This is a genomic window from Streptomyces sp. NBC_00448 (assembly GCF_036014115.1).
Classification (GTDB): domain Bacteria; phylum Actinomycetota; class Actinomycetes; order Streptomycetales; family Streptomycetaceae; genus Actinacidiphila.
In genome coordinates this window covers 768,467-793,692 of the sequence record NZ_CP107913.1, presented here as the reverse complement: position 1 = coordinate 793,692, position 25,226 = coordinate 768,467, and the positions used below count along the sequence as shown (strand labels likewise).

Sequence of the window (25,226 nt, the reverse complement as noted above, 5' to 3'; positions counted from 1 at the left end):
CAGACGCGCCGGGCCCGCCAGAATCAACGTATCGGCGATAAAAATCGACGGAGTGTAGACTTTTGGGGTGGAGGGCGATCCGGCTCCCCGCGAACCCTTCCTGGAGAAGCGATGCAGCAGCGGAACTGGCTCATCACCGGCGTCAGTACGGGCCTCGGGCGGTTCTTCGCCCAGGCCGCCCTGGCCGCCGGGCACACCGTCGTCGGCACGGTCCGCTCGGAGCAGGACCTGCGGGCTTTCGAAGCACTCGACCCCGAGCGCGCGCACGGCCGCGTCCTGGACGTGACGGACGACGAGGCCGTCCCGCGTGTCATCACGGAGGTGGAGCAGGCCGTCGGCCCCCTGGACGTCGTCATCGCCAACGCCGGATACGGCCTGGAGGGCACCTTGGAGGAGACCCCGCTGCCCGAGGTGCGGCGGCAGTTCGAGGTCAACGTGTTCGGAGCGGTGGCCACCTTGCGGGCGGCGCTGCCCCACATGCGCCGGCGCCGCCGCGGGCACCTGATGGCCGTCACCTCCATGGGCGGGCTGATGGCGGTGCCCGGCATGTCCGCCTACTGCGGCAGCAAGTTCGCCCTGGAGGGCATCCTCGAAGCACTGGGCAAGGAGGTCGCACAGTTCGGCATCCACGTGACGGCGATCGAGCCCGGCTCCTTCCGCACCGACTGGGCCGGGCGCTCCATGACCCGCGTCGCGCGCTCCATCGAGGACTACGACGAACTGTTCGCCCCCATCCGCGCGGCACGGCAGAAGGCCAGCGGGAACCAGCTGGGCGATCCGGCCAAGGCCGGGGACGCCGTCGTGCACATCACGTCGGTGGAGCACCCGCCGGCCCACCTCGTGCTGGGCTCGGACGCGCTGCGCCTGGTGGCCGCCGCGCGCACGGCCGTGGACGAGGACATCCGTACCTGGGAGACCCTCTCCCGTACGACCGACTTCGCCGAGGGCGCTCAGCTGTGACGCCCGGGCACGACCCCGCGCGCGGCCGGCGCACCGCCGAACGCAAGGGCGACCTGCGGGAGCGGGCCATCCTGGACACCTGCGAGGCGCTGCTGGCGAGCAAGGGCTACGACGCCATGACCGTCGGCGACATCGCCCAGGGGGCCGGGATCACCCGCGGCGCCCTGTACTTCTACTTCGGCTCCAAGCAGGAAGTGGTCACCGCGCTGGTGGCCCGGACCGTGGAGCACCTGTGGGAACGCTCCCGGGCCACCGCGAAGGCCGACGACCCGCGCCGGGCCGTCGACGCGGCCATGCGGCGCACCGTCGAGCTGTGGAACGAGCACGGCCTGGTGATGCGCACGGCGATCGACCTGTCGCTGACCGTCCCGGAGATCGGCGAACTGTGGAGCCGTACCGCCGACTTGTTCATCGCGGCCATCACCGCGGTCCTGGAACGCGCCGGCGTCCAGGCCGGCAGCGGACCGGAACAGGCACCGGCGATGGCGCGCGCCCTGTGCTGGATGATCGAGCGGACCTTCTACCACGCCTCGCAGGAGTCCCGCGGGGCGTTGGGCGAGGCATCCGCGACCTGCGCGCACATCTGGCTGACCAGCGCCGGCCTGCCCGGCTGACGTTGTGGGTGAGTTGGACGGGCCGGCAGACCGCACGCCCCGAACGCGCCGCTTCGGTACTCGCCGTCGTGGGGGGCGGCCGGGCGGGCACGTGGGGGCCGGCGGGTGACGGGCGGTCGCCGGACGGCCCGGCTCACCTGGGGTTCACCTGGGCGTCGGTCGGAGCCGTTACCGTCACCCGCCATGGACAACCAGCGCAATGGCTTGACGGCGGACATCACTCGCCGCGGACTCATCGTGGGCGCGGTGGCCGCCGGGCTCGCCGCGACCGGCGGCACGGCGGTCGCCGACTCCGGGCGGCGGACAGGTGGCGGGCCGGTCGGGACGGTGCCCGGCCCCCCGGCCCCGGCCGCGGACCTCACGAAGTTCAAAGCACCCACGTACCAGTTGACGGTGGACGGGGAGTCGGTCGTGAGCGACCGGGTGGACCGCCCGGTCGCTCCCGGGATCGTACTCACCTCCTTCGACACCTTCGGCCGTACCGGCTGGCTGCGGGTGCACGTGCTCAACGCCGACCTGGGCGAGGCGTCCGTCGGCGTGGACCTGATCGCGGGCGAGGTGAGCCAGGCGCGCCCGCTGGCCCAGGCGACCGACGCGCAGCACGCCGTCGCCGCGGTCAACGGCGACTACTTCGACATCACCGAGACCTACGCGGCCGAGGGCCCGGAGATCCAGAACGGGCAGCTGCGCAAGGGTACTTCGCAGGCGTCGACGGTCGCCACCGTCGGCGCCGACCGGGTCGCGCGGCTCGCCGACCTGATGATCACCGGCACCGCCACGGTGGCCGGCGTCCGGCGCCCGCTGGCGGCGCTGAACTCCGCGGGCGTGCCCGCCGACGGCATCTGCGTGTTCACCCCGCTGTGGGGGACCGCGGACCGCACCCTGATCCAGGGCGCCGGTCCGTACACCGAACTCGTGGTGGCCGGCGGCAAGGTGACCGCGGTCCACCCGCAGATCACCGCGACGGCGGTGCCGGACGGCGGGCTGATCGTGCTCGGCCGCGGCGCCGCGGCCACCGCGCTCGCCGCGACCGGGATCGGGGACTCCGTCGACGTGGCGTTCGCGCCGCAGAGCGACGCGCCCGGCGCGCTGCACATGGCGCTGGGCAGCGGGGCGGTGCTGGCCACCGGCGGCAAGCCGGTCGACTTCCCGCCGAGCACCGGCAACGACGAGGCCAAGCCGCGTACGGCCGCCGGCTGGCCGGAAGGCGGCCACCGGCTGCTGCTGGTCGCCGTCGACGGCTCCGCCAACTTCTCCGCCGGGCTCAGCTTCGATGACATGGCCGCGCTGATGGTACGGCTCGGCGCCCACGAGGCGTTCATGTTGGACGGCGGCGGCTCCACCGAACTGGTCGCCCGCCGCCCCGGCGACGGCACCGTCAGCGTCGTCAACACCCCGTCGGACGGCAGCGAGCGGCCGGTGCCCGACGGCGTCGGCCTGTTCGGCCGCAAGGGTTCGGGTCGGCTGCGGGGGCTGGACGTGCGTCCGCAGGCCGACCGGGTGGTGCCGGGCCTGACCCTGGACGTCGCCGTCGCCGGCTACGACGAGAGCTGGGCGCCGGCCGCGGCCGACGCGCACCGGGTGTCCTGGAGCGCGCAACCGGGTTCGCTGGGCAAGGCGGACGACGGGGTCTTCCGCGCCCGGCAGCCCGGCGCCGGGGTGCTGCGGGCCCGCTCCGGCTCCGCCGAGGGCGAGGTGGAGCTGCGGGTGGTCGGCGAGCTGCACCGGCTGGCGTTCAGCCGCAGCAGCGTCACCCTCGACGCCGGTGCGACGGTGAACGTGCAGCTCACCGGCGTGGACGCGGACGGCTTCGACGCGCCGGTGGCGCCCCGGGACGCGACCTTCGACTACGACCGGAGCCTGCTCACCGTGGCGGCAGGCGCGGGCGGCGGCCTCGACATCACCGGCAGCAAGGACGCGGCAGGCACGTCCACCACGCTCACCGCCACCGTGCAGGGCGTCACCGCGAAACTGCCCGTCACCGTCGGTCTGGTCAACGTGTCGCTGGCGGAGTTCGAGCCGGGCGAGGCGTGGACTGCGACCGCGGCGCGCGGCACGGCGTCGGTCTCCACCGTCGCCGCCCCCGACCGCCCCGGAGCCGCGGCCGGCAACCACGCGCTGCGGCTGACCTACGACTTCACCGGCCAGAGCGGCACCTCGGCGGCGTACGCGGTGGCCGGCGACGGCCCGCTCACGCTGCCCGCGGGCACCAAGAAGCTCGCGCTGTGGGTGAACGGCGACGGCCAGAACCACTGGCTGCGGGCGATGATCACCTCGCAGGGCACCACGAACGTGCCCTTCACCTTCGCCACCACCGTCGACTGGACCGGCTGGCGGCTGGTGACCGGCGACATGCCCGACGGCTTCTCCGACCCCGTCACCCTGCAGCGGCTCTACCTCGCCGAGACGCTGCAGACCAACAAGAACGCCGGCCAACTCGACTTCGACGTGCTGGACGCCCAGATCGGGCAGCAGCCGGACCGGACGGACCCGCCCCGGCCCGACCCGTACGTGGTCGAGCAGGGCGGGCTGCCGGACCGTCGCTGGACCTTCGCGATCCTGTCCGACCTGCACATCAGCGCGGCGGCCGGGCTCGACTCGTTCTCCGGGCGGCAGGCGGTCGCCGCCCTGGGTCAGGTCGTGGCGAGCAAGCCGGACTTCATCCTGATCAACGGTGACTTCGTCGACGACAACAACGTGGCCGACTTCGAACTCGCCGTCGGGCTGCTGAAGGACCACGTGCCCGGCAACCTCCCGGTGTACTGGACCCCCGGCAACCACGAGGCCGGCCTGTCGGCGACCGGCGGCCTGGACGCCTTCCTGTCCGTGACCGGCCGGCCCAACCGGCAGGTCATGGACCACAAGGGCACCCGCTTCATCCTGCTGGACTCACACACCGGCGACATGCGCACCTCCGACTGGGACCAGGTGCCGCTGCTGCAGGACGAGTTGGCGAAGGCCGCGAAGGACCCGTCGGTCAGGAGCGTCGTGCTCTCCTTCCACCACCCGCTCAAGGACCCGTCGGGGGCCGGCGCCTCGCAGCTGTCCGACCAGTTGGAGGCCGACCTGCTGCAGCGCTGGCTCGCGGACTTCCGCGAGCGGTCGGGCAAGCCGGTCGCCCTGTTCACCGGCCACGCGCACACCGCGGCGGTCACCCGCACCGACGGGGTGCTCGAAGTCACCACCCCGGCGGTCGGCAAGACCCCGTACAGCTCGCCCGACCAGGGCGGGTTCTTCGGCTGGATGCACATCGGCGTCGACCCGAGACCCGCCCGGGTACGAGCCGGGCAGCCCAGCCCGGAGACCCGCGAGTGGCTGCGGGCCGAGAGCAGGCCGCTGATCGACGGCATCGAGCTGTCCGCGCCGCCGCGGATCGCGGTGGGCGACTCGGCGGTGCTCGCCGCGACCGGCATCACCAGCGAGTTCGGCCTGCGGTTCCCGCTGCGCTTCCCCGCCAGCGTCACCTGGAGCGGCAGCCGCGGGCTGGTGATCGCCGGTTTCGCGGCCGACGCGAAGGCCGCCCGGCGGCGCGCGGGGACCGTCGCGGTGCTCGACCTGTCGTCGGCGACGCTCAGCGCGGTGCGCGCCGGCAAGGTCACCATCACGGTGGCCTCGGGCGGTCTGACCGCCTCCTCGACGGTCACGCTCGGCTGAGCACCGGCTCCCCGGCGTGCCGCGGTGCGCGGCACGCCGGGGGAGTCACCCTTCCACCCACGCGAGTCGGGCCCCCTGCGGGTGACGGCCGCGCGGGGCGCCGGCGCTTCCCGTCCCGTCGGCGGCCGGCGCCGTCCGTCGGTCGATGCCGTCCGGCGATCGGCCGTCCTCAGGCGCTCCTCAAGTGACCTCGCCGAGATCGTCGTTGAGCCGTGCCGCGGCCTCGACGCTCGACGGCCGGCCCGCGACTACCCGGGCCAAGTGCGCTTCGAGGAGCTCCAGTTGCCCGGGCCCCAGCTGCGCCGCCCAGCGTTCGCGCACCTCGTCGAAGAGCGAGGCGCCGAGCGTCATCATGGCGTGGCCGCGGTCGGTGACCCGCAGCCGTTTGAGGCGGCCGTCGCTCGGGTCGGGCTCGCGCGCGAGGTATCCGAGCTTCTCCAGCGCGCCGATCGTCCTGGCGGCGCCCTGCTTGGAGACCGAGAGCCGGCGGCCGAGTGCCGATGCCGTGTCGGCGCCCTCGTCGACGGCGCGCAGGGCGAACTCGTGCGAGGCGCGCACGCCCGGGTGCCCGCGGTGCGCCAGTTCGCCGTGCACGTCGTCCACCATCGACTGGAAGCCGCCGAGAAGCAGCAGCGCGAGGTCAGCGCCGGGTGAACGTGCCATGCGGGGAAGCATACGAGAGACGGATGTCGACAACCGTGTTGTCGACCGCTAGATTGACAACCATGTTGTCGATCCGATCCAGGAGAACGATGGACTCCCTCACCGGCGGCGCCACCATCCCGGGCGTCGCACACCACCACGTCAGCCTCAACGGAACCGAACTGCACTACGTCTCGGCCGGCACGACCGGCTCTCCCGTCCTGCTGGTCCACGGCTTCCCCGAGACCTGGTGGGTCTTCCGCAAGCTGATCCCCCTGCTCAGCGCGCACCACCGGGTGTTCGCCCCCGACCTTCGCGGCTTCGGCGACTCCGCCCCCGCGACCACGGCGCACGACAGTACGACCGCGGCCCAGGACCTCGGCGAACTCATCACCCGGCTCGACGTGGGCCCCGTCCACCTCACGGGCCAGGACGTCAGCGGCCCCACCACGTTCCGCGTCGCCGCCACACGCCCCGACCTCGTGCGCAGTTACGCCGCGATCGAGACCGGGCTGCCCGGGTACGGCGTCGAGAAGCTCGCCGACGTCGCCCACGGCGGCGCCTGGCACATCGGCGTGCTCGCCGCCCCGGGCATCCCCGACCTGCTGCTCGCCGGACGGGAACGGGCGTTCCTCGCGCAGTACGCGATCCCGTCGCTCTGCGGGACCCCCGACGCCTTCACCGACGGCGACATCGACGAACTCGCCCGCTCCTACGCGCGACCCGACGGGTTCAACGGCGCGGCCGGACTGTATCGCTCGATGCTCCGCGAAGGCGACGAGATCCGCCGGCTGGCGGCCCGGAAGCTCACCATGCCCGTGCTCGCCGCCGGCGGCAGATCGGGCGACTTCACCCCGGCGACCCTGCGTCAGGTCGCCGAGGACGTCAGCGCCCTCTCCCTCGACGGGATCGGCCACTACGCGGCGATGGAGGCCCCCGACCGGCTCGCCGAGGGCCTCCTGTCCTTCTACCGGAAACTCGACCGCCTCGGGTGACGCGCGAACCGGTCGGGGTCAGCGGTGGTCGTCGAGCCGGGCGCGGAGCAGGTTGGGGTCGGTGTGGGTGGTGTAGGCGGCGCTGAACACGTCGACCTGGTGGCCGTGCAGGGCGATCGAGGTGGGGTTCTGGAGTCCGTCGGCGGCGTCCAGGAGGACGGTGTGGGTGCCGTCGGGCTCGATGCGGACGACCTGGTCGGGTCCGTTGAGTGCGGCGAGTGCCTGGTCGCCGTGGCCGGTGAAGGTGAAGTCGTCGATGCCGACCAGGCCGGACGCCTTGACCTGCGGTGCTCCCGCGCGGTTGCCGGGCAGGATCGGGATGCGCAGCAGGGTGCCCTGGTCGAGGTTGGTCACCCACAGGGCGCCGTCGTGCACCTTCGCGCCGTTGGCGCCGAGGAAGTCGATCGGGGCGAGCGCGGGATCGGTGGACCACGGGGTGGGGGTGCCGCCGCTGGTCGGGACGGTCCACACGGTGCCGAGCGCCGAGTCGGTGATGTAGAGCCGATCGCCGCGGGGGTCCAGGGCCAGGCCGTTGGGCAGGCCGTCGGCGGGCAGTGCGGCGATGCGCTGCGGCGCGTGGCCGGGGCGTATCCGCCACAGCCCGGTCAGGTCGGCGGTGCCGGTCGCGTACAGCACGTAGAGGGTGCCGTCGGAGGTGCGGACGATGCCGGTGGTCAGGGGGAAGTTGAGGACGGGCGTGCCGGTTCCGCCGTCGGCGGGTGCGGGCAGCGTCGCCAGGACACGGGTGGTGCCCCGGGGGCTGATCTGGGCGACCTGGCGGGCGCCGGCGAAGGTGACGTCCGCGGTGCCGTCGGGCAGCAGGGCGACGTTCTCGGGCATCTGGCCCGCGTTCAGGTCGAAGTGGGTGGCGATCCGCACGTCGCTGAGCGGCTTCGCGGCCGGCGGTGTCGCGCCGGCCGGCCCGGCGCCGGTCAGGACGGTCGCGGCAAGGGCGGCCGCGGCCGTCACGACGGCGGACACGGTGATCTTGGTGCTTCGCTGGGACATGATTCCTTCACTCGTTCGGTGTGCTGAGAGGTGTTTCGGGCATGCGGGGGCCGCGGCTCGGCGCCGTGGCCAGGACGGGGGTTGCGGGAGAGGTCGGGTCAGGTGGCGGGGGTGCCGGCGTCGCGCACGGGCCGGGCCGGGCGGCGTTCCTCGGGTGCGGTGGCGTGGGCGAGCAGGGTCAGGGCCGTGGCGGAGGGGGAGCCCGGGGTGGCGGTGGCCACCACGAGGGCCGGACCGTCGCCTTGCGGGCTCTGCAGGGTCTGCTGGGTGACGGTCAGCGTTCCGACCAGGGGGTGGCGCATCGCGTAGTCGGCGACATCGCAGGCCACGATCCGGTGGTCGGCCCACATGGTGGCGAACTCCTCGCTGCGCATGGTCAGTTCGCCGATCAGCGCGGCCAGCAGCGGATCGTCGGGGTGGCGGCCGGCGGCCAGGCGCAGGTTGCCCACCACGGCCTTCGCCTTGGCGGGCCAGTCGGCGTACAGGTCGCGGGTGTGCGCGTCGAGGAACACCAGCCGGGCCATGTTCGGCCGCCGCGGCGGATCATCGGGGGCGGCCGGGTCGAGATGCCCGGCGAACAGCGCGTGGCCCTGGGCGTTCCAGGCCAGCACGTCGCTGCGGCGGCCGATGACGATGGCGGGGGTGTCCGCGATCGCCGCCAGCAGGGCGCGGGTCGCGCCGCTGACGCGTTCGGGCCGGGGCCGGGTCGCGGCCCGGCTCTTCCTGGGTGCGCGGGCCAGCGCGTGCAGATGGGCCCGCTCGGACTCGTCCAGCCGCAGGGCGCCCGCCAGCGCGTCCAGTACCTCGGGCGAGGCGTTGTGCGACTGGCCCTGCTCCAGCCGCGCGTAGTAGGGCGCGCTGATGCCCGCGAGCATCGCCAGCTCCTCGCGTCGCAGGCCCGGCACCCGGCGCCGTTCGCCGTAGGTCCGCAACCCGACGTCCTCGGGCTGCAACTGGCCCCGGCGTGCCTGCAGGAAGTCCGCGAGCTGCCCGTACTTGTCCATGCCCCCGAGTATGCGCACCGCCGGGCAACCGTGCCTCACCCTGCTGGGGTGAGGATGCGCAGGGTCGGGCTCACGCCAACCCCGGGCGCCGGGAGGAGCCGGTCGGGACCCTGCCCGGGGCTCAGGTCTGCAGGTAGGCCAGGACGGCCAGCACTCTCCGGTTGTTCTCCTCGGACTGCTGGAGCCCGAGCTTGCCGAAGATGCTGTTGCTGTGTTTGCTCACGGCCTTCTCGGTCACGAACATGCGCGCGGCGATGGCGGCGTTGGAGCGGCCCTCGGCCATCAAGGACAGCACCTCGCGCTCGCGGGGGGTCAGCGTGCGCAGCGGTTCGTCGTCCTCGTGCCGGGCCAGCAGCGAGGCGACCACGTCCGGGTCCATGACGGTGGCACCCGCGGCGACCTGGCGCACGGTGTCGATGAACCGGCCGACGTTCGACACCCGGTCCTTGAGCAGGTAGCCGACCGCGCCGGCCCGGTCGGACATCAACTCGCGGGCGTAGAGCTGCTCCACGTACTGCGAGAGCATCAGCACCGGCAGGCCGGGGACCCGCGCGCGGACGTCGATCACGGCGCGCAGTCCCTCGTCGGTGAAGGTCGGCGGCAGCCGCACGTCGACGACGGCCACGTCCGGGCGGTGGGTGTCCAGCGCCCGCACCAGGGACGGGCCGTTGTCGACCGCCTCGACGACGTCGAACCCGTAGGCGTCGAAGATCCGGATCAGCCCGTCGCGCAGCAGGGCCAGATCCTCGGCTATGACAACGCGCATGGCAGGGACATCCTCACGTCGGTGGGTCCGCCGACCGGACTGTCGACGCTCAGCGTCCCGTCGAACGCGCCCAGACGCCGTTCGATGCCCCGCAGCCCGGTCCCGCCCGCGAGGGAGGCGCCGCCGCGGCCGTCGTCGCTGACGACCATGCTCAGCAGGCCGCCGCCGGCACGGGTGTACTCGATGAAGACGGAGATGCGGCGCGCCCCCGCGTGCTTGATCGCGTTGGCCAGGGCCTCGGCGACCGTGAAGTAGGCGGCGGACTCCACCGCGGCGGGCAGCCGGCCGGGAATGCGGAGGGTGACCGTGGTCGGCACCGGATTGGCCAGGGCCAGCGCCTGGATCGCGCCGTCCAGGCCCCGGTCGGCGAGCACCGGCGGATGGATGCCGCGCACCAGATCCCGCAGTTCGACCAGGGCGGTCGAGGTCGACTCGCGGGCCTCGGACAGCAGCCGGGCCGCCGCCTGCGGATCGTCCGCCAGCAACTGCTCGGCCAGGCCGAGGCTCATCCCCAGCGCCGCCAGGCGGGCCTGGGCGCCGTCGTGCAGGTCCCGTTCGATCCGGCGCAGTTCGCCGGCCTGGGAGTCGACGGACTCCGCCCGCGAGGAGGCCAGTTGTGCCACCCGCGCCCGCAGTTCGGCCTGCTCGGTCGGGGCCAGCAAGGAGCGGATCAGCCACGCGTTCAGCCGGGCGAACGGCACCGCGACGGCGTACCAGAGCGCCAGCAGCACCACGCCGAGCGGGACCATGACGAACGATCCGGCGAGCGTCTGCACGTGGAAGAGCGGGCCCAACGGGGTGCGGAACACCTGAGCCGGGGTCACGGCGAAGACCAGCGGATACGTCAGGGAGAACAGCCCGGCCGCGAAGACCAGGAACGGACCGCCGGCGGTGAACCACCCGGCCACCGAGTCGACCGCCAGCCAGGCGCAGTCCCGCCAGGTCGCCGGGTCCCGCAGGATCGCCCGCAGCCGGGTCAGCCAGTTCCCCTCCGGGAGCGGTACGTACGGGCGGGCGACCGGCTTTCCGCCCCATCGCTCCGCCCACGTACGGTGCCGGTCGGCGAACCGGCGGACCAGCACCGTCGCCAGCAACGTCACCGGCAGGCCGGCACCCATCAGGACCAGGCAGGCCGCCATGCTCCACAGCAGCAGCAGGGCGAACGCCGCCGCCGAGGCCGGCAGCAGCGCCACCGACCAGCCGAGCAACTCCGTCCGGAGCGCGAGGCCCGCGCGAAAGCCACGCACGGAACGCGGATCGGGGCCCGGGGCGGGCGGTGAGGAGGGCTGCGGATCGGGCGCGGTCATGAGGGGCACATCCTGGCACACCAACCTGGTGCCGTCCGACGCCACCAAGCCCGTGCCGTCCGACGCCGCCGGCCGGCCGCGACCCGAGCAGCCGGCGTGCCGTCCTGCGGTGGCGCGGTTTGTCCGTCTTGATCATCGGCGAGCCTGCTGGCTAGGTTGGCCGGCATGACCGACCTGAGAGCCCTCCCCTGGCCGACCGCCCCGATCACCACCGAGCGGCTGGTGCTCCGCCAGACCGAGGCGCGGGACCGTGCGGGCGTCATCGAGCTGAACGCCTCGCCGGAGGTGGGCACTTACCTCGGCGGGCCGCAACCGCGTGACGAGCTCGAACGCATGGTGCCCGAGGTGCCCGGGCAGCGCCCCGGCTTCTTCGTGGCCGAACTCGACGGCGCGCTGATCGGCACGGTCCAGCTCGACCCGCACGACCGCGAGCGGGTGGGCGAGCACCGTGCGGAGGCCGGGGGGACCGAGCTCGGTTACCTGTTCCTGCCGGCGGCGTGGGGACGCGGGTACGCCACCGAGGCCTGCACCGCGGCGCTCGGCTGGTTCGCAGACGCGCTGCCCGGCGAGCCGGTGGTGCTCTACACCCAGACCGCCAACGCCCGCTCGATGCGCCTGGCCGCGAAGCTGGGGTTCACCGAGCGGGAGCGGTTCGAGAAGTACGACGCCGAGCAGTGGCTCGGCGTGTGGTCCCCGGTCGCACCGCCCGCGTGAGCCGGTGACCGGCGGCACGGCCGAGCGACGAGGAGCGGCGTCGCCGGCCGTGATCCGGAACTCCGGCGCGCCGGCCGGGAGTTGGGCTCACACGGCGGCGGGCTCGGGGTCGCGGTGGTCCGGGAAGAGGGTCGCCGCCACGTGCCGGGTGTCCGCGTACTCGACGACGGAGGTGATCCGGCCGTCGCGGACCGTGTAGATGCCGATGCAGCGGTTGTCGTAGGCGCCGCCGTACACGGTCCGCGCCTTCGCGGTCCACTCGGCGACCACGCGGTCGCCCTCGGCGATCGTGCCGACCAGCTCGATCCGCATCGTGCCGGGAACGAAGACCGTCCCCATGCCGCCCAGGAAGTCGTTGACGATCGCGTCGCGGCCCTGCCACACCTTCGAGGTCGGCAGATCGCCCGGGTAGTGCCAGGTCGCGTCCTCCGCGAAGCTCTCGCGGATGACGTCGGCGTCGCCGTCGCGGACGGCCTCGACGTAGCGGATGACGACGGCCCTGGGTTCGGTGATGGCCTTCATGAGGGGACTCCTTCGGCTGGTGGTACCGGACGTTGGGGATGCGGGGGCGGGCCTGCTCAAGATGATCAGGAGAGGGTGAGCACGGCCTTGCCGCGGATGCGGCGGTCGCGCAGGTCGGTGAGGGTGGTCGCGGTGTCGGTCCAGTCCGCGACGCGGCCGATCTCGGGGTGCAGGCGGCCCTCGGCGGTCAGCCGGACGAGCGCCGCCAGGTCGTCGCCGAGGGCGGTGTCCGCGTCGAGGTAGTGGAAGTGGCGGATGACGGCCGACTCGGGACCGTCGAAGAAGGCGAAGAAGTCGAGCGTCACCGGGGTCCGGCTGGCCTGCCCGAACCAGATGAGCGTGCCCCGCCTCGCGAGCCGCGCGAGGGCGACGGGAAGGGCGGCACCGCCGGTCGACTCCAGCACCAGGTCGTACGGTCCGCGTGCGTCGGCCGGGTGGTGGACGATCTCGGCCGCACCGAGTTCGGTGAGCCCGGCCCCGCGTTCCGCGTCCCGGGTCACGGCGGTGACCTCCGCCCCGGCGGCGGCCGCGAGTTCGGTCACGTAGTGCCCGACGCCCCCCGACGCGCCGGTCAGCAGCACGCGCCGCCCCAGCACGGGCCCGGCCGTACGCAGCAGCCGCAGCGCGGTGAGCCCGGCGAGCGGCAGCGCCGCGCCCTGGAGCGCGGAGACGCCGTCCGGCAGGACCGCGAGGGAGTGGGTCGGCACCGCGGCGAACTCCGCCCAGCCGCCCGCCATGGGGTGGCCGACGACGCGCGTGATGCCGGCCGGCCCGCTCCCGTCGGCGGCCGGCTGGACCACGAGCCCGGCGATGTCCTTGCCGGGCCGTTCGCCGGATCGTTCGGCGTCCACGGGCGCTTCCAGTTTGAACGTCTCACCCCGGTTGACCGAGAACGCCTCCACCCGCACCAGCGCCTCGTCGGCGCGCGGCGTGGGCTCGGGGACGTCGGCGAGTACGACCGGTTCGGCCGGATCTCCGGTCGGTACGAGCGCTTTCATGGTGTCTGCCTCCTTGGCTGCGGCTGAACACATCTCACCGCTCGCGCCGTGGGCCGGGCCAACAACGCGGCGCCCCGACCGACAACGCGCGGTTGTCGGATAAGGTCAGCGGCATGGACCTCGACCTCGCCCTGGTCCGTGCGTTCGTCGCGACCGCCGAGACGCTGCACTTCGGGCGCGCTGCCGAGCAGCTGAACACCAGCCAGCAGGCGCTGTCGAAACGCGTCGCGCGCCTGGAGTCGCTGCTCGCCGTCCGCCTCTTCGAACGGCAGGGCGGCACGCGGTTGACCGAAGCCGGCGAGCGGTTCGCGCCCGCCGCGCGGGAGGCCCTCGCGGCGGGGGAGCGTGCGATCGCCGCGGCGCTGGGCGCCGGGCCAGTGGTACGGATCGACGTGTGGGGCCATCTCTTCGCGCCGATGCGCACCGTCGCGCAGGCCGTGGAAGCGCTCGGTGCGGTGCGTTTGGAGCCCGGCCCGGCCCGTGACTGGCCGTCGGTCGCGGAGGCACTCCTGCGCGGTGACACCGACGTGGGTTTCGGCCGGGTGCACCCGCTGCCCGGCGGCCGCGACAAGGGACTGGCCCAGCGGCTCGTCCGCCTGGAACCGGTCGACGTGGTGGTCAGCGCGGACCACGCGCTGGCCGGCGCGGCCGAACTGCGCCCGGCCGACCTGCGCGACAGCACCCTGTGGTGCCCGGCCGAGCTGACCCGCCTGGACTTCCTGCGGCGCTTCGCCGACGAGTTCGGGCTCACCCGGCGCCAGGACGGCCCCAACCTGGGCCTGGACCACCTCGTCCAGCACGTACGCGGCGACGCCACGTGCTTCACGCTCTTCCCCAGCGACGCGCCGCTTCCCGACCACGCGGATCTGCGCTCGATCCCGCTCACCGCTCCGACCCCGCTGTACGCGTGGTCGCTCGCCTGGCGCGAGTCCCACCGCCACGCGCGGCTCGACGCCCTGCTGCGCGGTTTCACCGAAGCGGGGCGCACCCGGCGCTGGCTGGACTACGCCCCCGAGCGGGACTGGCTGCCGGACGCGGACCACGCGAAACTCGCGGTTCCGGCGGGGGCCTGACCCGCGCGGTCCGCCTCCCGAAGACCGCGGCGAGCCGCGCGGGCGAACGCGCCCAAGTGCCCGCGGATCGCGGGCATCCCTGGCCCCACGATCATCCCGCGGCGGGTTTCCGGCGTATCGAGATCGGCACACCGGTCGTTCCGCGCATCGGTGTTGCTACGGCCCCGGGAACCTCGCGCCCCAGGGCTCCTCCTCGATGAGCAACCCGTTGGCCAGGTAGCTGATGGTTCGGTACCAGCCGGTCAGCACGAGGAGTTCGAGCATTTGGGCGTACTCGTAGTGGACGCGCAGAGCATCCCAGGCGGGCTGCGAGAGCCGGGCCGTGTCGTGCAGTTCGTCGACGGCGTGGAGCAGTGCCGCGTGGTGCGGCTGCCACGCGGAAGACAGCGGGGTACGGCGCTCGGTGGTCGCCCGGAGCTGTTCCGGGCTGAGGCCGGCCCGCTGCGCGAGGGTCGCGGCGTGCACGCCCCACTCGTAGGCGCAGCCGCTGCGGGCGGTCACGCGGGCGATGACGATCTCGCGGTCGATGGCGGGGAGGAGGCCGTGGCCCAGCAGGCCGGCGCCCAGGGCGAACATGCGTGAGGCCAGTTCCGGGTTGCGGTGGAGCACCCGGAACAGGGTCAGCGGCTCGTGCGGCACGTCCGGAGGCATCCATCGGCGCAACGCCCGGTCGACGGAGGCGGGGTAGGGCGGGTTGAGGGGTTCGATGCGCGGCACGCGGCACCTCCTGCATCGATTTTCGCATCACTATGATGCTTCGAGAACCGAAGCGCAAGGAGTGGGCATGGAAGCCAGAGCACCGCGGCCGGGTGTACCGGTACGAGGGTCCGGGTCGGGGCGTCCGGTCATGGCCGTACTCGATTTGCTCGGACGACGCTGGACGATGCGCATCCTGTGGGAGCTGAGCCAGGCGCCGGCGGGCTTCCGCGAACTGCAACGCCGCTGCGAGCGGATGTCCTCCAGCGTGCTGAGCACGCGGCTCGACGAGCTGACCGGCGCCCTCCTGCTCACCGTGCGGGACGACGGCTACCACCTCACCCGGCTCGGGCAGGAACTCGTCGAGGCGCTGAGCCCGTTGGACGCCTGGAGCCGCCGGTGGGCGAGGGAGACGGGCGCCGCCACGCCAGGAGAACCCGGGCCGAAGTGATCGCGGAACGGCCGGTGCGAGCACGGTGCGGAGCGCGGCGTCGGAGCCGTCCCGGCAAGTCCCGCTCGCCGGCAGGCCGCCACTATGGGCGGCGGTGCGAGGGTGAACGCCCAGGCCCCGCGGCCTTCGACGCGCCCCCGCCCAACGCGTGCGAACTCGTCGCGCCTGTCCCGCACTTGACGCCGGCGTACGGGCTCAGCCTCGCGGTCCGCTCCACCCGGCGCAGGAGACGACCTCGAACCCCCGGCTGGGAAAGACGGCGTCCATGAAGAAGTCGTGCATCGCCGTGTCGCCGTCGGCGCAACCGTCGCGCAGCACGGTCACGCCGTAGCCGCGGTCTGCCGCGTCGTAGCAGGTCGCGGCCACCATCGCGCTGGTCGCGACGCCCGCGATCGCGAGCGTGTCGACGCCGCCGGCGCGGAGGACGAGGTCGAGGTCCGTGCCGGCGAACGCGCTGGCGCGCCGTTTCACCACGACGACGTCCTCCTCGGAGACCGGCAGGGCGATCCCGGTCCCGGCCGATCCCTCGTGGAAGGTGTCGCCGGCTTCGTGGAACGACCTGAACAGCGCGTTGCCCGGCGGCAGATCGGCCCCGTTGCCGCGGAGGGCGAAGTGCACGAACACCACGAGGGCGCCGGCCGCGCGGGCGCGCGGGATCAGTTCGGTGAGCGGCGGCACGACACGTCGGGCGAACGGGTAACTGCCGGTGATGCCCTGCTGGACGTCGCCGATGATCAGTGCGGTGGCCATGGCAGGCTCTCGTCCAGCCCTTCCGGGTAGCGCTCCGTGGTCAGCATGACGGTCGTGCCGGTGCGGCCCGATCATACGATGGCCGGCGGCGGCTGGGTGGAACGTTTCCCCGCTGCTCCTTCTCCGTTCGTCTTGCCCGGCTCCTCTCCCCACGCCCCGTCGGGCACAGGAGGGGCGCGTCGATGAGCACCTCGGCCCAGCGCACACCAGCACGGCCGCCCGGGGCGGGCCTGACGACGAGCCGGCAGCGCCAGGACCGGAGGGAGCCGGGCGGGGAGCCTGTCCGGCAACCCGGCGGAACGCGCTCTGCTCGCGGTGCAGTCCAGCGCGGGCAACCGGGCCGCGGCCGCGATGGTGCAGCGCGCCAGGAGCAGGGCGCGGAGGGGGAGGCGCCGGGGAGGGCGCCGGGGAACCGCAACGCGTCGGCCGGGGGGCAGGTTGTCGCGACCGGATCGCCGCCGTCCTCGACCGGCTGAAGAAGAACTTCGAACTCGTCGACACCTTCAACAACCCGGCGAAGACGGCCGTGTGGGTGAAGGAGATAGCGGAACAACTCTCCTCGGCGTGACCGCGGTGCCCGGCGTGACCGGGGTGCCCGGGGTGGTCAACGCGCCCACCTCTCCCACGAAGTGCCCCGACGGCCCGCCCGCGCACCGCCAGCGCGCGCTGCCGTCCGCCGCTGCCGGGCGTACGCCCAGGCCGTGTTCGCGGCAGACCGGCCAGACCAGCCGGAACCGGGCGGCCACCTCGTCCTGTACCTCCGCCGCGACCTCGACCAGGGCGTGTACGGGATCGTCTCCCGCCGAAGGGGCCAGGCCGTTGCCACTGCTCAGCAGCGTGCCGTCGCCCAGCGCGAGCAGCGCGCGCGGGCCGGCCTCGTCCGCCTGCACGAGGTGCAGGCCGTCGACGACCGTGCAGCCGGCGAAGTCCGCCGCCACTCTCCGCACCGCCCGTTCCAGGACGGGCAGCCGCTCGGGGGCGAGCGCGAACCCCGGGTCGAAGCCGCAGACCCGGAGCAGTTCCGCCGCCAACCGGGCCATCTCCGGCGCGGGGACCTGCGCCGGATCGCGCGTGACGAGCTCGCGGACGACCTCGGCGTCGTGCCCCCAGTCGAGCAGCAGGCAGGCCAGTTGTACGGCCTCGGCGTCCACCCGGGTGCCGGCCCGCAGGCCGCGGTGAATCCGGGCACTCCACTGCTCGACGCTCCGCAGGGCCGCTGCCGAGGAGTCGCCTTCTCCGACCACAGGTGGGCCCCCTTCGATGTGTTGCCGCCGCGAGAGCACTCCGTGCCCATCATCGGTCGTGACACGCGCGAGTGGTCGCTCTTCCGTTGCCGGAGACATCCTGGCAGGTCATGTCTGGTCTCGGCGTCTCGGCGTCTCGGCGTCGTGGCGCCGCCGGCGGTAGGTCTGCCTCCCCCTGCCGTGGGAGATCACGCTCGACAACCGGGGCCTCGGCCCGGAGCCGGCCGCCCCCGGCTCGTTCACCCTCGCCGACATGGTCGCCGACGTCGCGGGGCTGATCGAGCACCTCGGCGCCGGGCCGTGCCGGCTGGTCGGGCACTCGCTGGGCGCGATCATCGTCCAGGAACTCGTCGTCGCCCGGCCCGAACTCGTCGACCGGGCCGTCCTGATGGCCGGCAGCGGGCGCACGGACGCGCTGATCGCCGCCGGGACCGCGGCGGACCTCGCACTCGCCGACAGCGGTGTGCGGCTTCCGCCCAAGGTCGCGGCCCACCGCCACGCCCTCCAGAACCTCTCGCCCCGAACCCTGGAGGACGCCGGCCGGCTCACGGACTGGCTGAGCCTGTTCGAGCTCGCCCTCCTCGACACCGTCGCCGCCCGCGCGCAACTCGACCTCGCCCTGATCCCCGACCGGCTCGCCGCCTACCGCCGCGTCAGCCGCCCCTGCCTCGTCGTCGCCTTCGCCGACGACCTCGTCGTCCGCCCCCGCCTCACCCGCGAACTCGCCGCGGCCCTCCCCGGCTCCCGCTACGTCGAGATCACCGACTGCGGCCACATCGGCTACCTCGAACGCCCCGACGCGGTCAACGCGGAACTGCTCGGCTACCTCCCCGCGCCGTCCATGTGACCGTGCACGTCATGCCCTGCGAGCCGACGATGTCGACGCCCGGCGCCGTGCCCGCCGGCGAACCCGGGCCGAGGAGGCCAACACCCGCCCCGCGACGGCCCCTTCGACCGGTTGTGCTCACTTTGTACGGAAGGCTCCGGACGGTTGCGCCACCTTTCCCCCAAAGAATCTTTGAAAGGTCCACTGTGGCCAGTCCATCGTCTTGACTTATGTCTAGAGCCAGCTGAACATGTGTGCTGCGCCACTGGAGACGCCGCCTTTTGCCACAACACTGCGCAGAATCCGGCGATCTCCGACCGCGCCCGACGATGAGCGCGGCCGCGATCCGGCTCAACGCCACGGGCGGAATGGCACCATCACATTTCCGGAGGCATTTGTGCTGGTCTTACTCACACTCCGACGCCGGACGCGGCTGCTGATCGCGTTCCTGCTCGCGGTGGCGATCGCGGTGCCGGTGCTCGGCACGGCGACCCGCGCCGAGGCGGCTTCATCGGGGCCCTGCGACATCTACGCGTCCGGTGGCACGCCCTGTGAGGCGGCGTACAGCACCACCCGGGCGATGTTCTCCTCGTACGACGGCCCGCTGTACCAGATCCAGCGCGCCTCGGACAGCAGCACCCTGAACATCGGACTCGCGTCGGCCGGCGGTCTGGTCGCCTCGGCGCCGCAGGTCTCCTTCTGCTCCGGCACGACGTGCACCATCACCCAGCTGTACGACCAGACACCCAACGCCAACAACCTGCCCATCTCGCCGGGCAGTTCCTGCTCCGGCTGCTCGGGCGGGCTTTCCGGCCCCGGCCCGAACGGCTCGGACATCGGCGCGGACGCGATGGCGCTGCCGATCACCATCGGCGGCCAGGGCGCCTACGGCGTGCTGGTCAACAACATCGGTACCGGATACCGCAACAACGCCGCCAAGAACGTGCCCACCGGCTCGCAGCCGGAGGGCCTGTACATGCTCACGTCGTCGAACCTCACCAGCAGCAGCTGCTGCTTCGACTTCGGCTCGGCCGAGACCGACGACTCCGACGACGGCAACGCGACCATGAACGCGATCTACTACGGCTCCGCCTGCTGGACCGGCGGCTGCACCGGCTCCGGCCCCTGGGTCGGCGGCGACATCGAGAACGGCATGTACTTCAGCGCGGCCGGCCCCAACCCGTCGAACATCCCCAGCGAGACGGGCTCGTTCGTGACCGCCTGGGAGAAGAACAACGGCACGACGAACTTCACGCTGAAATACGGGAACGGGCAATCCGGCGGGCTGTCACAGGCGTATTCCGGCGCTCTACCCAACGGCTACAACCCGATGAAGGTGCAGCCCTCCATCGAGTTGGGCACCGGCGGCGACAACAGCCCCGAAGGCACCGGTGAGTTCTTCGAGGGCGCCGTCACCAAGGGCTTCCCGACCGACGCCACGGAGAACGCCGTGCAGGCCAACGTCACCGCGGCCGGCTACACGAACAACACCACCACGTTCCCGCCACCCACCCAGTCCGTGATCAGCCTCAAGGCCCACGCCAACGGCAAGTACGTCGACGCGGCGAACAGCACCACCTCGCTCATCGCCGACGCCACCTCGATCGGCACCAACGAGACCTTCGACCTGATCGCGAACAACAACAACACCGTGAACCTGAGGGCGCACTCCGACAACCAGTGGGTCACCGCCGAGAGCAAGGGCAGCTCGCCGCTGATCGCCAACCGCGGTGCGGCCGGCCCGTGGGAGACGTTCTACCTCCTGCACAACTCCGACGGCAGCGTCAGCTTCCGCGCCTACAACAACCAGCAGATCGTCACGGCCGAGGACGCCGGCGCCTCGGCGCTGATCGCCAACCGCACGGCGATCGGCCCCTGGGAGGAGTTCGACCTCGTCAACGACTGACACGGTCACCGCGAGGAACACGGCACCGGTCCCTGCCCCGGTCCCCGCCCCGGCAACCGGGCGGGGGCCGGGGCAAGTACCGTGGACCACGCATCCGGGGAAAGCTCTGGGCCGCGGGCCCGTGACGACGAGGGGGCCGCGCGACCGTGACGGACGCGTCGACGAAACCGCGGGCCGGCGCCACCGCGCCGGGGACCGGCAGGGCCGCGCGCGAACTCGCCTGGGGGCCCAGCCTGCTCATGGCCGCAGCGCTGGTGGCGCTGCTGTCGCTGACGTGGCTGCTGTCCGGGGACCTGGTCGCCCACGCCGATCCGTTCGCCGTCGCCGCCGGCCGCGCGGGCACCAGCTGTGTCGGGCTGTCGCTGCTCGCTGCGGCCCGCCGGACCACCAGACGCCCCGCGCTGGAGGTGGCGCGCGGCCGACCGCGCGCCGTCGCCGCCCTGGGCGCCCTGGGGGTCTTCGGCTACTCGATGGCCTCGGTCTGGGCCATCGGGCTGATCGGCGCCGCGACCACCAACGTCGTCCTCGCGCTCCTGCCCTGCGTGACGTTCGTGCTCGGCCTGTGGCTGTTCCGTGAACGCCCCGGCATGACCGCACTGGTGGGCACCTGCGTGGCCGCCGCGGCGGCGGTCGCCTACGGCCTCCTGGACCGGGGGAGCGGGTTCGGCATCAGGGGCGGCGTCACCCCTACCCGCGCGCTGATCGGAGTGCTGGCCGCCGTGGCCGCCATGGTCTCGATGGCGCTGTACGCGCACTTCTACGGCAAGCTCGCCCCCGACGTCTCCTCGGTGGTGGCCCTGCCGTCCGTGTTCGCGGCCGGGGCGGTGATGCTGCTACTGCCCGCGCTGGCCCGGAACTCCTTCGGCCATCTCACCCTCGTGCAGTGGGGGCAGATCCTGCTGCTCGGTTGCGGGGTGTACGTGCCGGCCTACGTGATCCAGCACGAACTGTTCCTGCGCCGGGGTGCGCTGTTCACCACCAGCGTCTCCCTGGCCGTCCCCTTCACCGTCCGGTTCTGCACGTGGGGCCTGGGGAAGGCGGCACGACCCAGCCTGCTCGCCACCGCGCTCCTCCTGACGTGCTGCGTCGGCGTCTTCCTCACCATGGCCAGGTCCGGCACCCGCTCTCCCCGGTCCTGAGGTACTCGGCCCTGACGCACCCGGCCCGGGCGCCGGCGGGTGGTTGACGCACCAGTGGCCCGCTCTCCGGCCGGAGAGCGGGCCACCGTTGCCCCTACGCCACGGTCAGCGCGTTCGGCCTCCCTCGGCGGGTGAGGGCTTCCCCACCCGGATCGTGAAGGTCCGGCGTGCGTCCGGGGTGCCGGGCGCGCCCTTGCCGGTGAGGGTGAACCTGGCGGTGGTGCCGGTGAGCGGGACGCCGGTGATGCCGCCGGTGTCGGGGTTGAGGTGCAGGCCGGCGGGCAGGGCGCCCGCGGTGACGGTGTAGCGGATGATCGAGGGCACGTTCGCGGCGGGCCGTGCCTCGTAGAGCTTCCCGGGCGTCATGCCCGGCAGGCTGGTGCTGGTGAAGCCCGGGGTGGGTACGGAGACCGTCCGGGGCGCGCCGACGGCGTTGCCGGAGGCGTCGAGCTGCTGGAGCGACCAGGAGCTGCCGGGCGTGACGACGCTCAGGTGCCAGTGCGTGGACTGGTCCCGGAACTGGGCGCGTTCGTCGTCGGTGAAGGCTCCGAGGTTGCGGGCCGTCTCCCACTGCTTGACCTCGTCGAGCAGGGCCGCCGTGTTCTGCCCGCCGTTGGTCAGGCTGGACACGGAGGTCTCGAATCCGGCGCCGGCGTTCAGGCCCGCGCCCCGTGCGAGGGTGTCCTCGACCGTGTGGATGCTTGCGCCCCCCGGCAGCGAGATCCAGCCGAGCATCCCGGGCAGGTAGTTGGCCTGGTAGTAGGCGTTGTTGATGAACACCTGGTTCATGCTGGTGGAGCCGACCTCGCCCCAGCTGGCCCGGGACAGCGCGTCCCAGACGTTCGAACCCTCGCGGCTGGTCTCGGAGATGAAGCCGTCCTTGGCCTTCAGCTGCGCGAAGGCCCCGTTGACCATGCGGGCCATGCCGTACTGGCCCCAGCCGCCCTCCGAGGCGGACTCCAGCCCGTCGAACGAGGTCGCGCTGATGCCGGTGGTGTTCCAGATGGTCGCGAACCGGGTGGCGGTGGCGTCGATGAGCTTCAGGTCGCCCAGGGCGCCGTCGTACGAGTTGTGCGGCACCCGGGCGGCGGTGGCGCCGGCGGCGTGGTCGGCGGCGGTCGAGGACCACTGGGCCCGGGTCAGCCCGGTCACCTGGCACTCGTCACCGACGGTGGTGAACCCCGTGTAGTTCACGAACTCGTGGTCGATCAGCAGGGACTTGCCCGCCAGACCGGCGGCCAGCGGCGCGCAGCTCGCCATGTACAGGGAGGTGTCGGTGGCGGCCAGCGGCCGGGTCAGCTCGGCGCTCTGGCCGAGTTGGAGATCGGGGCTGGGCACGGGCTGGACGTAGGGGTCGTCGGTGTCGATGAAGTTCGACAGGGTGTGCGCGCCGACCGCGACGCCGTCGGACGTGGAGGCGTGCACCAGCGCGGTCGCGCCGGCGTCGCTGCTGCCGAAGCTGGAGTTGAACTGGAAGTGCCCGGCGGACTGCCAGGGGCCGTCGGCCCCGGGCAGCGAGTAGACCGTGTCGATGCCGGCGGCCTTGGCGAACCGGTCGGCGTCCGCGACGTTGCCGGTGTTGAGGTCGGACAGCACCAGGATGGACTTGGAGGTCGCCTGCGCCGCCTTCTGCCACTGCCCGTCGATCGTCGGGTACGGCAGGTTCTGGCCCTTGGCGATCGTCGACAGCACGGTCGGCGCGAGATCCGGGGTGGTGCCGTACAGCGCGATCCGCGAGCCGACGATGCTGCCCTGAGCACCGGGCAGCGGCCCGACCGGAATCCCGTAGCCGGAGTCGTTCGTCCGCAGCCGCTGCTTGGTGTAGTCGAAGGTGAAGGCGCGCAGGAGGTTGCCCCAGGGGGTCTGGCCGCCGACGCTCCACTGCTCCAGCGGTGCCACCTGGAGGTCGGACGGGTTGTCCGACACCTCGTTCTCCCAGCCCATGCCGGTGTCCTCACGGGGCCAGCCGCCCTCGGTGCGGTCGTTGAGCACCTTCATCCCCGCCGTGAACCCGCTGTTGCTCGCCAGGCCCGCCGACTCGCCGAGCGAGCCGGTCAGCGTGGTCGCCAACGGGCCCCACAGCAGGGTCTGTACGTCGGCGCCGCGGGGCGCCTTGACCTTCGTGACGGTGAACGTGGAGTACGACGTCCGGTCGCTGACCGCCACATCGACCTCGGTGCCGGCCGCGGAGTTGCCGAACACCAGTGTGCCGCCGGAGCGCCGCAGGGAGGTCGGTTTCACCTGCCGCCCACCGACGACCAGGCTGACCAGGGGAGCGGAGCCGTGCCCCGCCACCAGGTAGTTCCGGCCGTCGCGGGAGTCGACCAGGCTGGTGACCGTGCCGGTGGCGTCCATCCCCACCCGCAGGTAGCCGGCGTCCACCAGGACATCGCCGGAGTGGTGCGAGCCGGTCGCCGCCGACACGGTCTGTATGCCGGCCGCCGCCGGCAGTCCGGTCAGCAGGCCCGCCACCGCGATCGCGGCGGTCAGGCGAGGGGTGAGTTTTCGTCTCAGGTCCATACAGGAGGGGTCCTTCCTCGGACGAGGATGCGTTCTTCACGGGTGTACGGGTGTACGGGTGTGGTGCGAGGAGTGGTGGTACGTCAGGGGGCCGCTACGGTCAGAGCTCGACGACCGTCCCGGCGTGCCGGGCCCGCTCGGCGGCGAAGACCACGCGGTGGCTGGCCAGGCTCGCCTCGATCCCGGAGACGATCAGCTCGGGCCGGCCGCCGTGGAGGGCGTCGATGTAGGCGTTGAACATGGCCGCGTCGCCCCCGGCGTGTCCTTCGGCCGCGGAGGAGCCGTCGAGGGAGGTGTCGATGACGGTGGTGCGCTCGGTGCGGAAGTCGTACACCTCGATGCGGCGGCCGTCCCCGGTGAGTTGCCCGCGGGTGCCGAAGATCTTCGTTTGGCGGTTCTCCATCGGGGTGAACGCGGTCAGGACGAAGGACGCGGTCACGGCGTTGTCGAACTCCAGGTTCACCACCTGGTGGTCCAGCACGTCGTTGTCGCTGTGGTAGACGCAGCGGCCGTACGGCCCGTCGGTCAGCGCCGCGGTGACGGCTTCCTCGGTCAGCTCCCCGGCGGTCGCGATGCGGGTGAAGTACTGCTTGGTGCCTCCCCGGCGCAGCCCGTCCCGGTAGAGCCGGGGCGCCGAGAAGGCGCATGAGGACTCCAGTGGGCAGGTGACACAGCGATCCGTGGCGCCTTCGGGGGCGGATTCGGGACGGAAGTGGGTGAGCGACCCGAACGACGACACCCGCCGGACCGGCCGGCCGACGACGTCGCACAGCCAGTCGATGTCGTGGCAGGACTTGGCCAGCAGCAGCGGCGCCGACTGGTCCTCACGGCGCCAGTTGCCGCGGACGAACGAGTGCGCGAAGTGGTAGTAGCCGACCGGCTCCAGGTGCTGCAGGGAGACGATGTCGCCGATCGCGCCGTCCCGCAGCAGCTTCTTCAGCGCCACGGAGTAGAGCGTGTACCGCATGACGTGGGCCAGGGCCAGCGCGGTGCCGTTGCGCTGTACGGCCTCGGCGATGGCGTCGCAGTCCTCCTGCGTGGTGGCCATCGGCTTCTCCAGCAGCAACTGGTAGCCGAGGTCGGCCAGGGCGACGGCCGCCTCGACGTGGTCGGCGTCCTGGATCGCGACGATCGCGACGTCGGCCAGCCGGGGCCGTTCCAGCACCTCGCGCCAGTCGGTGAAGCAGAACTCGTCGCTGACCGCGTGCCGTGCGGCGAACGCCCTGCGGACACTGTCGCGGGCTTCGGCGACGGCCACCACGCGGGCCCGCTCCGGACTCTTTGCCGCCAGGTCGGCGTAGGCCTCGCCGCGGGCTCCCGCGCCGAGGACGACCAGCGACAGCGGACGCCCGAGCGGCGCGGACAGGTCCCCCGTGACGAACGGTGCGGAGGCGGGTGCGCCGCTGGCGGGCAGGGCGGCAAGGTTCACAAGTACTC

General features: G+C 72.8%; 22 protein-coding genes. 10 read left to right on the top strand and 12 right to left on the bottom strand.

All coding sequences use genetic code 11. The features are described from left to right. Positions 1 to 111: 111 nt before the first annotated feature. The 3 genes from OG370_RS03440 to OG370_RS03430 all read left to right on the top strand — a co-directional run bounded on the left by OG370_RS03440 (position 112) and on the right by OG370_RS03430 (position 5,228). Positions 112 to 960: an oxidoreductase gene (locus OG370_RS03440; RefSeq protein ID WP_328460442.1), complete on the top strand. Its 849-nt coding sequence runs from the start codon at positions 112 to 114 to the stop codon at positions 958 to 960. Next, positions 957 to 1,574: a TetR/AcrR family transcriptional regulator gene (locus OG370_RS03435; protein WP_328460440.1), complete on the top strand. Its 618-nt coding sequence runs from the start codon at positions 957 to 959 to the stop codon at positions 1,572 to 1,574. The genes OG370_RS03440 and OG370_RS03435 overlap by 4 nt, the downstream gene beginning before the upstream one ends. 183 nt (positions 1,575 to 1,757) lie before the next feature. Beyond that, on the top strand, positions 1,758 to 5,228 hold the full coding sequence (locus OG370_RS03430) for a phosphodiester glycosidase family protein (RefSeq protein WP_328460438.1): 3,471 nt from the start codon (positions 1,758 to 1,760) through the stop codon (positions 5,226 to 5,228). A 180-nt stretch (positions 5,229 to 5,408) separates the two neighbouring features. Here the strand turns inward: OG370_RS03430 and OG370_RS03425 are convergent, their stop codons facing one another. Then, complete coding sequence (locus OG370_RS03425; RefSeq protein WP_328460436.1) at positions 5,409 to 5,891, bottom strand: MarR family winged helix-turn-helix transcriptional regulator; 483 nt, start codon at positions 5,889 to 5,891, stop codon at positions 5,409 to 5,411. A gap of 89 nt (positions 5,892 to 5,980) precedes the next feature. Here OG370_RS03425 and OG370_RS03420 point away from each other — a divergent pair, with 89 nt between their 5' ends. Continuing rightward, positions 5,981 to 6,865 carry an alpha/beta fold hydrolase gene (locus OG370_RS03420; protein WP_328460434.1) on the top strand — a complete coding sequence of 295 codons (885 nt, stop codon included), beginning with the start codon at positions 5,981 to 5,983 and terminating at the stop codon, positions 6,863 to 6,865. Between the two features lie 18 nt (positions 6,866 to 6,883). Here the strand turns inward: OG370_RS03420 and OG370_RS03415 are convergent, their stop codons facing one another. The 4 genes from OG370_RS03415 to OG370_RS03400 all read right to left on the bottom strand — a co-directional run bounded on the left by OG370_RS03415 (position 6,884) and on the right by OG370_RS03400 (position 10,950). After that, entirely contained in the window at positions 6,884 to 7,873 is a 990-nt protein-coding gene (locus OG370_RS03415; protein WP_328460432.1) for a hypothetical protein, read from the bottom strand. A gap of 98 nt (positions 7,874 to 7,971) precedes the next feature. Next, on the bottom strand, positions 7,972 to 8,877 hold the full coding sequence (locus OG370_RS03410) for a helix-turn-helix domain-containing protein (RefSeq protein ID WP_328460430.1): 906 nt from the start codon (positions 8,875 to 8,877) through the stop codon (positions 7,972 to 7,974). A gap of 121 nt (positions 8,878 to 8,998) precedes the next feature. Further along, on the bottom strand, positions 8,999 to 9,643 hold the full coding sequence (locus OG370_RS03405) for a response regulator transcription factor (protein ID WP_328460428.1): 645 nt from the start codon (positions 9,641 to 9,643) through the stop codon (positions 8,999 to 9,001). Continuing rightward, complete coding sequence (locus OG370_RS03400) at positions 9,628 to 10,950, bottom strand: sensor histidine kinase (protein ID WP_328460426.1); 1,323 nt, start codon at positions 10,948 to 10,950, stop codon at positions 9,628 to 9,630. Before OG370_RS03400 ends, OG370_RS03405 begins: the two co-directional genes overlap by 16 nt. A 165-nt stretch (positions 10,951 to 11,115) precedes the next feature. On the opposite strand from OG370_RS03400, the gene OG370_RS03395 reads away from it, so the two are divergent. Further along, the gene (locus tag OG370_RS03395) at positions 11,116 to 11,664 is read left to right on the top strand and encodes a GNAT family N-acetyltransferase (RefSeq protein WP_328460424.1); all 549 of its coding nucleotides are present in this window, start codon (positions 11,116 to 11,118) and stop codon (positions 11,662 to 11,664) included. Positions 11,665 to 11,751: 87 nt separating this feature from the next. On the opposite strand, the gene OG370_RS03390 is transcribed toward OG370_RS03395, so the two are convergent. After that, a complete protein-coding gene (locus tag OG370_RS03390; protein WP_328460422.1) occupies positions 11,752 to 12,186 on the bottom strand; it encodes a nuclear transport factor 2 family protein in 435 nt (144 codons plus the stop codon). Positions 12,187 to 12,251: 65 nt separating this feature from the next. Further along, entirely contained in the window at positions 12,252 to 13,184 is a 933-nt protein-coding gene (locus tag OG370_RS03385; RefSeq protein WP_328460420.1) for a zinc-binding dehydrogenase, read from the bottom strand. 113 nt (positions 13,185 to 13,297) lie between these two features. Between OG370_RS03385 and OG370_RS03380 the strand changes: the two genes are divergently transcribed. Further along, entirely contained in the window at positions 13,298 to 14,257 is a 960-nt protein-coding gene (locus OG370_RS03380) for a LysR family transcriptional regulator (RefSeq protein WP_328460418.1), read from the top strand. A gap of 156 nt (positions 14,258 to 14,413) precedes the next feature. Here OG370_RS03380 and OG370_RS03375 read toward each other — a convergent pair whose 3' ends face one another. Continuing rightward, positions 14,414 to 14,974, bottom strand: a complete 561-nt coding sequence (locus tag OG370_RS03375) for a carboxymuconolactone decarboxylase family protein (protein WP_328460416.1) — start codon at positions 14,972 to 14,974, stop codon at positions 14,414 to 14,416. 67 nt (positions 14,975 to 15,041) lie between these two features. Between OG370_RS03375 and OG370_RS03370 the strand changes: the two genes are divergently transcribed. Beyond that, the gene (locus OG370_RS03370; RefSeq protein ID WP_328460414.1) at positions 15,042 to 15,404 is read left to right on the top strand and encodes a winged helix-turn-helix transcriptional regulator; all 363 of its coding nucleotides are present in this window, start codon (positions 15,042 to 15,044) and stop codon (positions 15,402 to 15,404) included. A gap of 195 nt (positions 15,405 to 15,599) precedes the next feature. Here the strand turns inward: OG370_RS03370 and OG370_RS03365 are convergent, their stop codons facing one another. Together OG370_RS03365 and OG370_RS03360 are read right to left on the bottom strand one after the other, a co-directional pair. Continuing rightward, positions 15,600 to 16,154, bottom strand: a complete 555-nt coding sequence (locus OG370_RS03365) for a cysteine hydrolase family protein (protein WP_328460412.1) — start codon at positions 16,152 to 16,154, stop codon at positions 15,600 to 15,602. Positions 16,155 to 16,657: 503 nt separating this feature from the next. Further along, positions 16,658 to 17,398 carry a hypothetical protein gene (locus tag OG370_RS03360; protein WP_328460410.1) on the bottom strand — a complete coding sequence of 247 codons (741 nt, stop codon included), beginning with the start codon at positions 17,396 to 17,398 and terminating at the stop codon, positions 16,658 to 16,660. A gap of 175 nt (positions 17,399 to 17,573) precedes the next feature. Here OG370_RS03360 and OG370_RS03355 point away from each other — a divergent pair, with 175 nt between their 5' ends. The 3 genes from OG370_RS03355 to OG370_RS03345 all read left to right on the top strand — a co-directional run bounded on the left by OG370_RS03355 (position 17,574) and on the right by OG370_RS03345 (position 21,269). Then, positions 17,574 to 18,245, top strand: a complete 672-nt coding sequence (locus tag OG370_RS03355) for an alpha/beta fold hydrolase (RefSeq protein ID WP_328473743.1) — start codon at positions 17,574 to 17,576, stop codon at positions 18,243 to 18,245. A gap of 376 nt (positions 18,246 to 18,621) precedes the next feature. After that, a complete protein-coding gene (locus OG370_RS03350) occupies positions 18,622 to 20,130 on the top strand; it encodes an arabinofuranosidase catalytic domain-containing protein (RefSeq protein WP_328460408.1) in 1,509 nt (502 codons plus the stop codon). A gap of 146 nt (positions 20,131 to 20,276) precedes the next feature. Beyond that, positions 20,277 to 21,269 carry a DMT family transporter gene (locus OG370_RS03345; RefSeq protein ID WP_328460407.1) on the top strand — a complete coding sequence of 331 codons (993 nt, stop codon included), beginning with the start codon at positions 20,277 to 20,279 and terminating at the stop codon, positions 21,267 to 21,269. Positions 21,270 to 21,374: 105 nt separating this feature from the next. Here OG370_RS03345 and OG370_RS03340 read toward each other — a convergent pair whose 3' ends face one another. Both OG370_RS03340 and OG370_RS03335 read right to left on the bottom strand, forming a co-directional pair. Further along, positions 21,375 to 23,789, bottom strand: a complete 2,415-nt coding sequence (locus OG370_RS03340; protein WP_328460405.1) for an Ig domain-containing protein — start codon at positions 23,787 to 23,789, stop codon at positions 21,375 to 21,377. Between the two features lie 100 nt (positions 23,790 to 23,889). Further along, positions 23,890 to 25,218, bottom strand: a complete 1,329-nt coding sequence (locus tag OG370_RS03335) for a Gfo/Idh/MocA family protein (RefSeq protein WP_328460403.1) — start codon at positions 25,216 to 25,218, stop codon at positions 23,890 to 23,892. Positions 25,219 to 25,226: the final 8 nt, after the last annotated feature.

Excerpts from the sequence above, each read along its gene's own strand:
- OG370_RS03440 (WP_328460442.1), top strand. The coding sequence starts at position 112 with ATGCAGCAGCGGAACTGGCTCATCACCGGCGTCAGTACGGGCCTCGGG.
- OG370_RS03430 (WP_328460438.1), top strand. The coding sequence starts at position 1,758 with ATGGACAACCAGCGCAATGGCTTGACGGCGGACATCACTCGCCGCGGA.
- OG370_RS03425 (WP_328460436.1), bottom strand. The coding sequence starts at position 5,891 with ATGGCACGTTCACCCGGCGCTGACCTCGCGCTGCTGCTTCTCGGCGGC.
- OG370_RS03420 (WP_328460434.1), top strand. The coding sequence starts at position 5,981 with ATGGACTCCCTCACCGGCGGCGCCACCATCCCGGGCGTCGCACACCAC.
- OG370_RS03415 (WP_328460432.1), bottom strand. The coding sequence starts at position 7,873 with ATGTCCCAGCGAAGCACCAAGATCACCGTGTCCGCCGTCGTGACGGCC.
- OG370_RS03410 (WP_328460430.1), bottom strand. The coding sequence starts at position 8,877 with ATGGACAAGTACGGGCAGCTCGCGGACTTCCTGCAGGCACGCCGGGGC.
- OG370_RS03405 (WP_328460428.1), bottom strand. The coding sequence starts at position 9,643 with ATGCGCGTTGTCATAGCCGAGGATCTGGCCCTGCTGCGCGACGGGCTG.
- OG370_RS03400 (WP_328460426.1), bottom strand. The coding sequence starts at position 10,950 with ATGACCGCGCCCGATCCGCAGCCCTCCTCACCGCCCGCCCCGGGCCCC.
- OG370_RS03395 (WP_328460424.1), top strand. The coding sequence starts at position 11,116 with ATGACCGACCTGAGAGCCCTCCCCTGGCCGACCGCCCCGATCACCACC.
- OG370_RS03390 (WP_328460422.1), bottom strand. The coding sequence starts at position 12,186 with ATGAAGGCCATCACCGAACCCAGGGCCGTCGTCATCCGCTACGTCGAG.
- OG370_RS03385 (WP_328460420.1), bottom strand. The coding sequence starts at position 13,184 with ATGAAAGCGCTCGTACCGACCGGAGATCCGGCCGAACCGGTCGTACTC.
- OG370_RS03380 (WP_328460418.1), top strand. The coding sequence starts at position 13,298 with ATGGACCTCGACCTCGCCCTGGTCCGTGCGTTCGTCGCGACCGCCGAG.
- OG370_RS03370 (WP_328460414.1), top strand. The coding sequence starts at position 15,042 with ATGGAAGCCAGAGCACCGCGGCCGGGTGTACCGGTACGAGGGTCCGGG.
- OG370_RS03365 (WP_328460412.1), bottom strand. The coding sequence starts at position 16,154 with ATGGCCACCGCACTGATCATCGGCGACGTCCAGCAGGGCATCACCGGC.
- OG370_RS03340 (WP_328460405.1), bottom strand. The coding sequence starts at position 23,789 with ATGGACCTGAGACGAAAACTCACCCCTCGCCTGACCGCCGCGATCGCG.